Here is a 14,007-nt window from a genome sequence, read left to right on the forward strand (position 1 = left end):
GTGTTTTGATGCTTTTTATTTGCCTGTCGCTACTGCTGATGGTGTCCAGTTGCGGAAGAATCGCATCACTTTCTTCTTGTCGTAGCCTTCGCCTGATTCCAAGAATGAGGAGTCTTGGATGTGAACCACATTCCCTTTGCCGTCGAGCACCACAAGAGCGGGGAAGCCGAAACGTGCCGGATTGCCGAGGATTGCAAGCATCATCTTGGTTGCGTCATCCGATTCCTGACGCGGGTTGTAGTTGACGTGTGCGTAGACGAAATTATCATCAACGAGTTTCTTGATCTCCTCGTCATTCTCGATGAAAGCGGCAAACCAAAGGCACCACTTGCACCAGTTGCCACCTACCTGACACACTACAAACTTCCCTTCGCTGTCAGCCTTTTTCACGGCATCGTTAATCTGCTCGACAGGATTGACGGATTCGTCATACACTTTCTTCACTTTCCCTTGTCCGTACATTGATAGCGACACCAATGCCACGCATAATGTAATCAATACTTTTTTCATATTACATCCCTATTTTTTAAGATTCTCACAAAATTACAAAAAGCCTGTCAATATTCCCTAAGTCATCACCAAAAAATCATGCAGTCCGTGAGGGATTATGGAATTGTCGGATATTTTGTGTAATTTAGCGAATCCAAAATTTAGACTTAGTTAGGAATTATGAGAAAAGGTTGCCATATAAGAGGGCATCAGAAATATATGAATACCACTATTGTCTATAGAGGTGTATGGTAGTGAGGCGTTACCTACCATTCGAAAGCAAGCGACACGCCGATACTGTTTAGCGTGATATTTCGGCTCCATGAGTTCCAGTAGTTGGAGGTCAGGAGCCGATAATTTATCCCTATATCGACCGCCTGCTTTGGATTGCGGGAGTTGGTCGGAATCCTCATGCCGATGGATGGACGCAGGTAGAAATATTCCTGATTAGTGAGGTATCCGTCGCCGATTGAGATATACTTATTGCCGAGAAGGAAAGAGCATCCCACTTTCATGTCGATGAAGAACGATGCGCCGGAATTACCACCGATGTTGAAGCGGAAGTCGGTAAAGAGAGGTATCATTGCAGCTGTTGTGGTAGATCCTCGGTCGGAACCGTAGGATGGGTTCTCCCAATCGGATCCCCAGTCATCGTTCTTGTGGGAGAATAGCACGTCTACCCCCAGACCGACGCCCATATAGAACCAGGAGTTATACTGGAACCCCTGAGATGTGGACAGCTCCAAGAAATCGGCGTCATAATTACCGAGTGTCTTTGAATATCCAGCCTCGATAAACCCCTTATATTGTCCTGATCCGGATAGGGCGGGCTGTATCAGCGACGGTATCCTGTTGGCTATCTCATAATACTGGGCTGATGCCGACAAAGAGGATAGCATTGATAATATTATGGCAATAATGCCTGATGCGTAAAAATGTTTTTTCATAATATACCGGTTTACTTTTTTAGAATACTCACAACAATAACACGTTGGGGATGTATATGGTTTATGTCGGTTGGTAATGGGATTAAAACACCGACAAATGGAATAACAGCCGAAAAAGGATTTGTTAAATTAAGTTATATACGTATGGGTTTTGTCACAAATATGGTGAAACTTTAGTAATTTTACAAGACAAACAAAACGACCGATGGTATATACTGCACCGATTGATGAGAAAGAATTGGTGAAGCAGTTGCAGAACAAGGCTACTGCTTCGCAGGCATTTGACGCGCTTATAAAGAAATATTCGCAGCCGGTATATTGGCAGATACGCAAGATGGTGATGAATCATGATGATGCTAACGATTTGGTGCAGAATGTGTTCATCAAGGCGTGGAATAATCTTCATAATTTCCGGGGAGATGCAAAATTATCGACATGGCTCTTCAAGATAGCCATAAATGAATCGATAAATTTCATCAATAAGGAGAAACAGCGTCTTCAGCTCAGTGAGGATGCGGATGAGGCGTTTCTTATCAATAATCTGGAAGCCGATGATTATTTCGATGGTGACGAATTGCAGAAAGAGTTGCAGAAGGCGATAGCGAAATTGCCGGAGAAGCAGCGTCTCGTGTTCAACATGCGATATTACGACGAGATGAAATATGAGGATATGTCGGAAATACTCGGCACCTCGGTCGGCGCATTGAAGGCAAGCTATCATCATGCAGTAAAGAAAGTGACGGAATCCCTTTTGGAGTGAAAAAACTGAGAAAATAAAAAAACGGCTGATTTCACAATCAACCGTTCGTGTTTTCCATAATACATTATTTTCACTAACCTAACATCATGAATCGATTTTCTTTACGCTAATAGAACGTCGGTCATGATTAAAATGTTCATGAGATAAGTGAAAAAATGGAGATTCTGAATTTTGAAGAGGTATTCCGGTGAGAAAATATTTTAAAATAGGATTAAACCTCAAGGCTCCAATATAGTCATAGCTTAAAAAGGTAATAAATATGCGACACGAAGATAAGCTAAAAGAAAAATATGGTTCAGATCCCGGATTTGAGGTGCCTGACGGTTATTTTGAAGAGCTGAACGTCAGCATCATGTCGAAACTCCCTCCATATCCGGAAGCACCCCGAAGTGTGGATATGTCGTTATGGCAGCGCATCAAGCCGTATGCATATCTTGCGGCGATGTTTGCTGGAATATGGCTGATGATGAATATGTTTCATCACGTCTCGTCATCTGCCACATCCCTAAGCCTTGAAAATCCGCCGGAGGCACTTGTGGATATGATCGATGCCGGAGGCTACGACATGATTCCGGTCTTCTCGGAAGAAACAGACTATGACCTTCAGAAGGATGTGAGCGTGAACTATGACTCATTTGATGAGTTTGAGGATGATTTCGGATATGAACTTGAGCCGGAATACTCAGCGATGCAGGTGTCAGTGTCGGCAAAGGATTCCAAGAAAGAATCCCGGTCAGTCTGATTTCCCGGTCTGATTTCCCAGTTTGATTAATTATAGCAAAAACAGTTGCTTAACCGAATAATTATGGTAAAACACATATTACTTTCATTGATGCTGATAGTGATGGCAGCCGGAAACGCCATGGCTTCAGCAGGATGTTGTCCCCCTCCTCCGGAGGGGAAGTCGAAGGAACAGATGTTCCGGGAGATACAGGAGTTCAAGATGAAGTTTCTTGCTCAGGAAATGGACTTGAAGGAGGATCAGCAGCAGAAATTCTTCGAGCTATATGATGAAATGAGTAGAAAACGCTTTGCCGCGATGAAGTCTGCGCGAGAGCTTGAACGAAAAGTAAAGAAGAATGCCGATGCTACGGAAGCAGACTATCAGGCTGTGACGGATGCCTGGAACAAGGCTAAGACAGAAGATGCTGCAATAGCAAAGGAATATGACGAGAAATTCTCAAAATTCTTGACACAGAAGCAGATTTTCCAGATGAAATCCGCTGAGGATAAGTTCAGGAAGAAGATGGAGGAGATGCGTCATAAAGGTCGTAAGGGACACAACCGTTAACGAGGTGAATATCTTAGGTTTAAATAGATTTTAGGTGATTAAGGATTTTACTCCATGACCAAAACATTTTAATTATGACCAATTTATTATGATAAAGATTCGTACCCATAAATGCAAGGCAGTCCTGTTGACTGCCTTGTTGCTTATCCTGCAAATCCCATTGTCGGCAGCGGCAAAGGGATCAACTTCAACACCAAAGCAGAAAATGACACAATCTACGTTTGAAAATCCGGATTTTGCCTTTCCACAGACAGTTGAGAAAGATGCCTCTGCGCAGTTCTCTGTTGCGCTTGATGAGCGCGACGGGGTGAAGGCTCTGAAAGCGGCGATACAGATGGTAGTGGCGCGTCAGCAAGTGTCGCAGTCATCATTTGAAGCCAACGTGTCGATGATCGATTCGGCAGCTAATATTCTTCCGGCTCCATATTCGTCGTTATCATATCTGCTTGAGGCTACATTATACGTGAGTCTTTACAGGCAGAATGCCTGGGACTACAATCGCCGCAACTTGCCGACGGATTCTTATCCCGACGACCCGAATAGTTGGAGCGGTAGCCTTTTTGCTAAAAAGACCCTTGAACTGATTGACAAGGTGTCGGCAGGTATGCAGGATGCCGAGGGTATGCCGATTGCAAAGATAGCCCCTTTGCTGACCGATACGAAAGATGCACAGGATTGGAATCTGACCGTGTATGATTTTATCGTCTATAGATCAGTTGCCCTTCTCAACTCATTCGGCAACGGGTCGGAGACGAAAGTCATACCTTTCAGAACGGATATGACCCAGCAGAACTTGTCGTATCCCGACAGATGCCAGAATAAGGGTATGGAGATGCTTGACGCCCTTCTCTCACTTCGGGAAAAGGATTCTGATGCGTCAGCTCTTTCTGTAGCCGTGGTGCAGCGTGCCGCCATGCTGGATAGGGATGAGAAGACGAATTTCCTGCAGGGTTGGGCGAAACGTCTCTCTTCCACCCCTTGGGCTGCTACTGTGCTGAATGAATATTATCACTCTCTGTCGAATACGGAATTTGTCGGTTCTCCGGAATCTGTGGCACTCTATCGAGAGATGGAGGATTGGACAAAACGTTTCCCGAAAGCTGTTGGCGTCGGGATGGTGAAGTATGATATGGCAATGATTGCTCAGGCTGTGGTGCGTATTGACGTGCCGGATGTCATGATGTGCAACACTCCCGGCAAGGGTAAGGTCAACGTGCGCAACATGAACAGTGCCTACGTGCTTATATATAAGGTGCCGGAATCTATGGTTACGGTCAATTCCGTAAAGATAAAGAATTTCCCGACAGGAGCAGTCAAGATTGCATCCATTCCGCTGTCGGCTTCGGGAGAGATACCATTCTCGCAGAAACTTGAATTTGATATTCCTGCATTGGAGCCTGGTCGTTACGTGGCATTGCCTTCGCCCACATCCTCGCTCGGCAAGGATTGGCGCAACAGACTGGAGCAATGGTCGATAGGAGCGATCAATGTGACGGATATTTCTATAGTAACGGTTTCGAACTCATCACAGAAGGATTCCGGCGTTGTCTATGTGGTGGATTCCCGCGATCAGCGTCCTGTGGCAGGTGCATCCGTGAAAATATATTCCAATGACGGACGCAAGCTTGTAAAGTCGGGAGTCTCGGATGCCAACGGTGCATTTTCTATTCCGAAGGGTTATTATCGGGTGAAAGCCACCAAGGGTAAGTCTGTAGCGGAAATGTGGAGCAGCTACGGCTATTATAAGAACGACGAAAAGGTGGTGGCTGTAGGTAATATATTCACGGATTTGGCAATCTATAAGCCCGGCGACCGTCTTCAATTCGGCATTGTAGGCTGGTTGCCTTCGCGAGAGGGTAACAGATTGCTGAAGAATGAATCACTCAGTGTGGTGCTGCGTGATGCAAACTATAATCCTGTCGATACGCTGTCGCTGACATCTGATGCCGACGGACGCTGTAACGGTGCGTTTGATCTTCCAAAGAACGGATTGCTCGGTACATTTACACTTGAGGCAATCTATGAAAAATATAAGCCCTCTGTTGCTGCAAGGGGGAATGTGGAGGTCGCTGAATACAAGGCTCCGGGTTTCTACGTGGAGATAAATGCAGATTCCACCACGAATTATAAGGCAGGCGACTTGCTGAAATTTACGGGCGTGGTGAAGACTTACAGCGGTATGCCTCTGGATGGAGCGGATGTGAAATTCAATATATCATGGAATCCCTGGTGGAGACTGTGGCATGGCACTAATCCTGACGCCACGTTTGGAGGTGAAGTCAAGAGCGATGCCGATGGTAAGTTTACCATATCGTTGCCTACAGAGAATCTGAAAGGCACCGATTTCGAATATGGAGCCTACACGCTCAACGTTGATGCCACATCCCCGTCAGGCGAGACTCAGAAAGCATCCCCGTTCAGATTCTCGATAGGGAAGGGATTCAGTGTAAATCCGTCAATACCGTCAGAGGTGTGCGCTTCGGATAAGGAGGTGCGTTTCAATGTGCCGGTATATGACATACTCGGTCTTCCGGTGGGGAAGAGAGTGGATTATTCTGTTGTCAATACCGATGGCGATGCCACAATCCTTTCCGGCACCTTTGACAGCCCGACATTGATACTAAATTCATCAGATCTTCCGTCAGGCAAATATAAATTGGCGTTCTGTCTCTCCGGCGATACGCTGAAAAGCGAGACAGAGACTGTGATATGGCGTAAGGATGACCGCAAGGCTCCATATAAGACTCCGTTGTGGGTGCCACTCCATAAGATCGTGGCATCTGAGGGTTCCTCGTCGGTAGATGTGGAGTTTGGAAGCGGATATGCTGGATCCTGGATTCTTGCGGTTGTTTCCGGAGATGACGGCATAATCAGCCGCGAATGGGTTCAGATAGATGGCGACAATAAGAGTCTGAGCGTAGCGGCTCCACAGGGTAACGAACGCGTATGGGTGGCTTTCAGCGGTATGCATGAATTCAATCAGAAGGTAACGAAGGTGGAGATCCTTCCGGCATCGGCTGAAAAGAAACTGTCGGTTAAGGCAGAATCATTCCGCAGCAACATCACGTCGGGCTCGCATGAACAATGGCGTTTTAAATTTACGGTCGATGGAAATGCTGTAAAGAATATTCCGGCGTTTGCAGTCATGACTGACAAATCGCTTAATGCCTTGTCGCCGTTCGCATGGAGTTTCAACGTAGGGCGAGGATCTGGTTTTGATAATACTTTCGTATCAAATACAAGAATCGGCTCCATCTCACCGCGAGGCACATTCTCCACATTGCCGCGTTATGACCGGGTAGGTGATCCGATACCGGATTGGGAGACCTACGGATATGGTTTTTCCGGAGGTGGCGGACGTATGGTGATGTATAAGACGGCAGCGCGTTCAGCAGGAGTGATGATAAGAGGGATCAATGACGTCAAGGAGGAGAGTGCAGAAGCGGAAGAGGTGTTGGTTACTGTTCAGACCACTTCTCTCAATCTGGCAGCCGCGGCACCGGATCCTGTAGATATGGCGGCGGATGAAGCCGTGCTGGAAGAGGGTAAGGTTGTCAATGCTGATGGTGGAGCCGCTGCCCGTGAGGAGGTGGAGCTTCGTCCGGTGGAGATGCCGCTTGCTTTCTTCATGCCCGATCTGAAAGGGGATGCCGACGGCAACGTGTCGGTGGAGTTTGACAGCCCGAATTTCAACACCACATGGCAGTTCCAGATAATGGGTTATACCGACGACCTTCTGACGGCAGGTATGCTGAAGGATGCCATGTCGACGAAAGAGGTGATGGTGAAGAGTAATCCTCCGCGCTTTGTCCGCACAGGGGATGACGTGGAAGTTTCCGCTCTGCTCTTCAATAATACCGATCATGACTTGCATCTATATGGCGAAATAGAGCTGTTTGACCCGATGACAGGTAAGACCATAGCATCAGAACGCTCCGCTTCAGAACTCACCAAGCCGTCGGCAAACAGAAAGATTGCAGTGAGGTTCCATGTGCCGACCGACCTTTCGGCTGTCGGTATGCGAGCGTATGCCTACGGAGAGAATCACTCGGATGGGGAGCAGACGGTCATCCCGGTTCTCCCTTCGTCAACTCCCGTGATAGAGTCTGTGCAGTTCTATCTTGGAGCAGATAAGGATTCATTTGTGAAGAGATTGCCGAAGTTCAGAAAGGATGCCAACCTGACTTTGAAATATTGCGACAATCCGATTTGGGAATGTGTGCTCGCTCTCCCGTCGATTTCCTCTCCTGAATCTAAGAATGTCGTGGCACTGATGCGTGCTCTCTATGCCAATTCAACGGCACTAACGATCACGCGTAAATATCCTGTCATAAAGAGTGGCATTGAGAAGGTGCTTGCTTCTGACGCCATGAGTGCACGTGATGCTCTCAAATCAAATCTTGAGAAGGATGCCGAACTGAAGACTGTGGAGCTTATCAACACTCCATGGGTAAACAATGCGTCGGCAGAGACGCTGCGCATGCATAGCCTCAACACATTGCTTGATGAGAAGGGTGCTGATTCAGCCGTGGCTTCGATACTTGATCAGGTTAAGGGTCTTCAGAACTCCGACGGAGGTTGGAGCTGGTGCCCGGATATGCGCTCATCATCGTTTATGACGCGGGAAGTGCTCCGGCGTTTCGGTATGATGAAGAAGACCGGTGCGCTTCCTGATGGTTGCAACGCCATGATACGTAAGGGTATTGCTTATTGTGATAAGTCGGAATATGACGACTACGTGAAGTCAAAACATGAGTTCTCAGTATACGATATGCTTGACTATCTTTATGTGCGCAGTTTCTTTGATGCCGGCAACGGACCTTCCGGATTCTCCGGCTTGAAGAATAAGGCGTTGAAACGTATATCGGAGGAGTGGCAGAAATTCTCTGTAAAGGAGAAGGCGATTGCAGCCATATTGATGTCGCGAAGCAACGGGTATGAGCGTACAGCAGGAGTTATATTGGAATCACTCAACCAGTATGCCTCAAAAGATGAGACGAAAGGCTGGTGGTATGACAATCTGTCGTCGGGCTACAACGGTTGGGATAAGCTTTCGACCACCGCTACAGTGCTTGAGGCATATTCTGAAATCTCACCGAAGGCACAGGCTGTGGATGGTCTTCGTCAGTGGCTCGTTCTGCAGAAGGAGACAGAGGACTGGGGTGCCAACTCCAATACGGTAGAGGTCATACAGTCGATATTGTCAAGTGGCTCTGACTGGAGTGCATCGACAGGCATTCCGGAGATAAAGCTTGGCGACAACACGCTCAGCTTGCCTGAGGGCGAGATGCTGACAGGGATTATGACCCTTCCGATAAGTGCAGAACTTGCGTCGGGCAAGGGGTTGACCATACGAAAAGGTGGCGACGGTCCGGCATGGGGCGGAGTCATCAGTCAGTATGTGGCACCGATGAAGGATGTGAAGGCAGAAAGTTGCGAGAATCTGAAGATAAGGAAGCAACTTCTTGTTGTCACTGACACCCCTGCGGGAGAGGTGGCTAAAGAGTCGCAGATAAAGGTGGGCGACAAGGTTCGTGTGACTTTGACCCTGACTTGCGACAAGGATATGAATTACGTGGCGATCACGGATGAGCGTGGGGCAGCGTTCGAACCTGCTGACCAGTTGTCGGGCTATACATCTCAGGATGGTCTTGGCATTTATAGGGAGGTAAGGGATTCGCGCACGTCATTCTTCATTGAGTTCCTTCCGAAAGGTGTCAATGTGATCACCTATGATTGCTATGCTGACCGAGAGGGTACTTACTCAATCGGTATCGCCTCAGTTCAGAGTCAATACTCACCGTTGCAGGTGGCACATTCTGCCGGTGAGGTAGTGATAGTGAGATAATATCCGGTTAGACCCCTCGGTTCCCTAAAGGGGGTGTTGAGAAGCAAGTGAAATAATAAAGGAGACGGCTGAAGAATTACACTCTTGGTAATTCTTCAGCCGTCTCCAGTTCTGTACCTTCTCATTAGCTTCCCTTTTGGGGAGTGGGGCTAACCAACATTTGTTACCAGTCCCTCACGGTTGAGGATGACGTTGGGGAAGATTTCGGCGGCCTCCTTTTGGAAGAGAGTGTCGTCGTTATAGCGGGAGGAGTAGTGACCCGTGAGGAGAGCCTTGGCTCCTGCATCTCTTGCCACCATTGCTGCCTGTCGGGCGGTGGAATGACCGCGTGGTGCCGCCATTGCTTTGTGCTCCTCCAGATATGTTGTCTCATGGAAGAGAAGGTCTACAGGACCAATCTTCTGAGACAGATCCTTCATGTAGGCAGTATCGCTTATGTGGGCATACGAAAGGGAGGGGGATGGGGGAGTGGTCAGTATCGCATTGCAGATCACGGTTCCATCCGGTTTCACGAAATCCTCACCCGCCTTAATACGCCGCATCATGGTAAGTGGCACCTCATGAAACTTAGTCATGTCAGCCTTGATATGCCTCTCCTTCGGTTTCTCCTCAAAAATGAAACCTACGGTAGGCACACGATGATTGAGCGGTACGGTCCTTACGGTAAGGGATTTTGTCTCCAATATGACCGCCTCTTCGCGTTTGATTACGTTGAACCGTATATCGAAAGGGGTGTCGCGGCAGAAATAATCGAAGATTGCTGAGAGTTGCTTCATCCCCTCCTCAAACGTATGGATGGTGATGTGTCCGCCCGTCCCGTTAAGGGCAAGCGTTCCGATAAGACCGGGAAGACCAAACACGTGGTCGCCATGAAGATGAGTGAGGAAGATATGTTGCAGGCGGCTGAACGAAAGCCGCTGTCGCATAAAGGCGAGCTGTGCCCCTTCACCGCAGTCTACCATAAATAGGTTGCCCCGATGATTTACCACCGTGGAAGAGGGTTGATGCCTAAGGGATGGGCGTGCGGAACCGCAGCCTAAAGTATGAATCTTGAAATCAGACATTATCTATTTTATAATCTTTCGCAAGACCGCCGGCACCGGTCTCCTTATAGAGAGACGGCAGGTCATGGCCGGTCTCCTTCATCACTTGAATCAGTTTGTCGAAGCTGACGCGGTGTCGTCCGTCGGAGAACGAGGAATAAATGTTGGCATCCAAAGCTCTGGCGGCGGCGTATGCATTTCTTTCGATACATGGAATCTGCACGAGTCCGCACACAGGGTCACAGGTCATGCCGAGATGATGCTCGAGACCCATTTCCGCAGCATATTCTATCTGTGCGGGAGAACCACCGAACAGCTGGCAGGCGGCACCGGCAGCCATAGCGCAAGCCACGCCCACTTCCCCCTGGCAACCTACGTCTGCACCCGATATGCTTGCGTTGTGTTTCACCACGTTGCCTATTAGGGCGGCAGTGGCGAGGGCATGGCGTATCTCCATATCGGAGAAATTACGGCTTTTCCAAAGATGATAGAGCACGGCAGGCACCACACCGCAGCTTCCGCACGTAGGAGCTGTAACGATGGTGCCACCGGAAGCATTCTCCTCACTGACGGCAAGTGCGTAAGAGAATACGAGTCCGCGGGAGCGCAGATTGTCGCGATATCCCTCAGCCCTCATGTAGTATGCGCGTGCTTTTCTTCGCAGATTAAGCGGACCGGGGAGACGTCCGTCGGTAGCCAGACCCTTTTCAACGGCAGCTTTCATAGTAGCCCATACTTCATCAAGGAAATTGTTTATATCCTTCCCTTCGCATTGCTCCACATATTCCCAGTAGCTTCGTCCGCTACGGTCGCAATAGTCCATGATCTCCGACATGGTATTCTTTCCGTAGATTTCCGCGCCACCTTCGTGGGCGAGACCTTCCCCTTCGATAGCACCTCCGCCGACGCTGTAGACCGTCCATTCATCGGATGGCAATCCGGCGGCGTTAAGGCTACGGAATGTCATGCCGTTGGGGTGGTATGGCAGGAATACGTCGGGCTTCCATATAATCTTTACCGGAAGGTCGCTCTGCGACAACACGTCGATGATGGCAGCGTCAGTCATGTGTCCTTTGCCTGTGGCGGCAAGGCTTCCATATAATATCACTTCATATCCCGATGCGTGGCGATGATTGGAGAGAAATATCTCTGCGGCCTTTCGTGGTCCCATTGTATGGCTTGATGACGGACCTGTGCCTATTCTGTATAGTTCCTTTATAGATTTCATGGTTAATTCAGTTTCTGATTTGCAAAATTAATAAATAAAGGCGTTTTATCCAATATCTTGTCTATTCTTTGTCAGCCGGCGATAAAATCATCAGAAATGAGGATTGCAGGCATCGCTGACTCTCGTTAATTTTGCGGTGTGAAAAAGATAGGAATTATAATGTCGGTCGGACTGGGATGCGTACCTCTCATGATGAGAGCGGATGAGGTGCGTCCGGACACTGTCGGTGTGATGCTTGAGGAGGTGAATGTCGCAGGAGTCAAGCAGATGGCGCGTCTGAATGATGAGCCGGAAGCGGCTACTGTTCTCAGCGGGTCAGCACTCGAACGCCTTGGAGTGGCGGCTATAAAGGGAATCTCGGATGTGGTTCCCAACTTCTACGTGCCGGACTACGGTTCACGCATGACCTCGTCAATTTATGTGAGGGGCATAGGCGCACGCATGGATCAGCCGTCGGTAGGGTTGAACGTTGACAATGTGCCATATCTTAACAAGGATGCCTACGATTTCGATATCCCCGATATCGCTTCCGTAGAGATGCTTCGCGGACCTCAGTCAACACTCTATGGGCGCAACACGATGGCGGGGGTCATAAATGTCACCACCCTCTCACCAATGCGCTATCAGGGATGGCGTCTTATGGCGGAATATGGATCAGGGGAGGCAATCAAGATCTCTGCCGGATGGTATCATAAGTTTAATTCGCGTGCCGGATTAGCCATTGTGGGAGCCTACGGAAGCCGCGATGGAGTTTTCACCAACCAATATAACGGTAAGAAGGTGGATCATGAACGAAACTGGAGCGGTAGGGTCAAGTTCCACTGGCGTTTCAAGGATGGCTGGAATCTTCAGAACACAGCCGCCGCCGGTTATCTGAAACAGGGAGGGTATCCCTACGAATGGAAAGAGACGGGAGAGATAGCCTACAACGACACCTGCTTCTATCATCGTTTCACGTTTACGGATGGTCTTGCCATAAGATACTCAGGCGACAACTATTCCGTGGCATCAATCACGTCGGTGCAGCATATCAATGACAATATGACCCTCGACCAGGATTTCCTTCCGGAGGATTTCTTCACGCTCACGCAGAAGAAACGTGAGACGGCACTGACGGAGGATATCGTGGTGAAAGGGAAGGAGGACGGCAGCTACAGATGGCTTGCCGGAATCTTTGCATTCTATAAGCATCTTGATATGGATGCGCCCGTGACGTTCAAGGACCGTGGCATCGCCGATCTTATTGAGAAGCACCGTAATGAAGCCAATCCGATGTATCCAATAAGTTGGAATACAAGAGAATTTTCACTCAATAGCAATTTTACAATCCCAACATGGGGACTATCTGCATATCATGAATCGGACCTCACTCTCGGCAAATGGACTCTAAGCGCGGCGTTGCGTCTGGATTATGAGAAATCGGTGCTGAACTATCTCAGCTCGTGTGACACGGGATATGCCATATATCAGCTCACCGACGGGAAATATGAATATTATCGCGACACAGAGATATACATCAATGACGAAGGGCGCATCTCCCGCGACTTCCTCACGTTGCTTCCTAAATTGTCGGCAACCTATTCTTTGGGTGAGGATGGGGGCAATATTTATGTTAAAGTTTCTAAAGGATATAAGGCGGGAGGATTTAACACGCAGATGTTCAGTGATGTACTCCAACAACGGCTTATGGTGATGATGGGCGTCGGCACACAATATGACGTTGACCGTATCGTTTCTTATAAGCCGGAGAAGAGTTGGAACTACGAGATAGGCAGCCATCTTCTTTTCCCGGAGATAGGCGTCAGACTTGATCTTGCTGCATTCTACATAGACTGCCGCGATCAGCAGCTGACCATGTTCCCTGATGGCACCACTACCGGACGCATCATGACGAATGCCGGACGCACCCGCAGTTTCGGCGGAGAGATTTCTGTAAATGCAGAGCTCACCGACCGCCTGATACTCAACTGTAGCTATGGTTATACTAATGCACGGTTCATCCGATTCAATGACGGTATCAGCGACTACAAAGGTAAATATCTTCCCTACGCGCCACGAAATACCTTCTTCGTGCAGGGTATCTGGAGTGTGCCTACGGGGGTGGCGTGGCTCGGAGATGTGACTTTTGATGTCAACATACGCGGCACCGGTGATATCTATTGGAACGAATCGAACACCGAACACCAGAATTTTTATGCGTTGCTCGGGGCAGGTATAACCTTGGGGGATGACCGGCTCTCTCTCCAACTCTGGGGAAAGAATCTTACTGACACGAAATACCATACGTTCTATTTCAAGTCGATGGGTAATGAGTTTCTGCAAAGGGGGAGAGGCTTGGAGCTTGGAGCCACGTTGAGATACAATTTCTGAGCTGAGGGTATGCCGGTATTATGTCTCTAAA

At 48.5% G+C, this 14,007-nt stretch carries 9 protein-coding genes; 5 read left to right on the forward strand and 4 right to left on the reverse strand.

What is annotated here, in order from left to right:
- Positions 1-15: 15 nt before the first annotated feature.
- Positions 16-510, reverse strand: a complete 495-nt coding sequence (locus E5331_RS11775; RefSeq protein ID WP_123483184.1) for a thioredoxin family protein — start codon at positions 508-510, stop codon at positions 16-18.
- 245 nt (positions 511-755) lie between these two features.
- Positions 756-1,436 carry a hypothetical protein gene (locus E5331_RS11780; RefSeq protein WP_123483183.1) on the reverse strand — a complete coding sequence of 227 codons (681 nt, stop codon included), beginning with the start codon at positions 1,434-1,436 and terminating at the stop codon, positions 756-758.
- Between the two features lie 205 nt (positions 1,437-1,641).
- On the opposite strand from E5331_RS11780, the gene E5331_RS11785 reads away from it, so the two are divergent.
- From E5331_RS11785 to E5331_RS11800, 4 genes are all read left to right on the forward strand, one after another.
- The gene (locus E5331_RS11785) at positions 1,642-2,196 is read left to right on the forward strand and encodes an RNA polymerase sigma factor (RefSeq protein WP_123483182.1); all 555 of its coding nucleotides are present in this window, start codon (positions 1,642-1,644) and stop codon (positions 2,194-2,196) included.
- A gap of 259 nt (positions 2,197-2,455) precedes the next feature.
- A complete protein-coding gene (locus E5331_RS11790) occupies positions 2,456-2,938 on the forward strand; it encodes a hypothetical protein (protein WP_123483181.1) in 483 nt (160 codons plus the stop codon).
- Between the two features lie 63 nt (positions 2,939-3,001).
- On the forward strand, positions 3,002-3,487 hold the full coding sequence (locus E5331_RS11795) for a periplasmic heavy metal sensor (protein ID WP_123483180.1): 486 nt from the start codon (positions 3,002-3,004) through the stop codon (positions 3,485-3,487).
- 88 nt (positions 3,488-3,575) lie between these two features.
- The gene (locus tag E5331_RS11800; RefSeq protein WP_135984964.1) at positions 3,576-9,335 is read left to right on the forward strand and encodes an alpha-2-macroglobulin family protein; all 5,760 of its coding nucleotides are present in this window, start codon (positions 3,576-3,578) and stop codon (positions 9,333-9,335) included.
- Between the two features lie 149 nt (positions 9,336-9,484).
- On the opposite strand, the gene E5331_RS11805 is transcribed toward E5331_RS11800, so the two are convergent.
- Complete coding sequence (locus E5331_RS11805) at positions 9,485-10,399, reverse strand: ribonuclease Z (RefSeq protein WP_123483178.1); 915 nt, start codon at positions 10,397-10,399, stop codon at positions 9,485-9,487.
- Complete coding sequence (locus E5331_RS11810; protein ID WP_123483177.1) at positions 10,392-11,606, reverse strand: L-serine ammonia-lyase, iron-sulfur-dependent, subunit alpha; 1,215 nt, start codon at positions 11,604-11,606, stop codon at positions 10,392-10,394. Before E5331_RS11810 ends, E5331_RS11805 begins: the two co-directional genes overlap by 8 nt.
- A 138-nt stretch (positions 11,607-11,744) precedes the next feature.
- On the opposite strand from E5331_RS11810, the gene E5331_RS11815 reads away from it, so the two are divergent.
- Complete coding sequence (locus tag E5331_RS11815) at positions 11,745-13,976, forward strand: TonB-dependent receptor (RefSeq protein WP_135984966.1); 2,232 nt, start codon at positions 11,745-11,747, stop codon at positions 13,974-13,976.
- Positions 13,977-14,007 lie beyond the last annotated feature (31 nt).

Source organism: Lepagella muris (assembly GCF_004793975.1).
In the GTDB taxonomy this organism is placed as follows: domain Bacteria; phylum Bacteroidota; class Bacteroidia; order Bacteroidales; family Muribaculaceae; genus Lepagella; species Lepagella muris.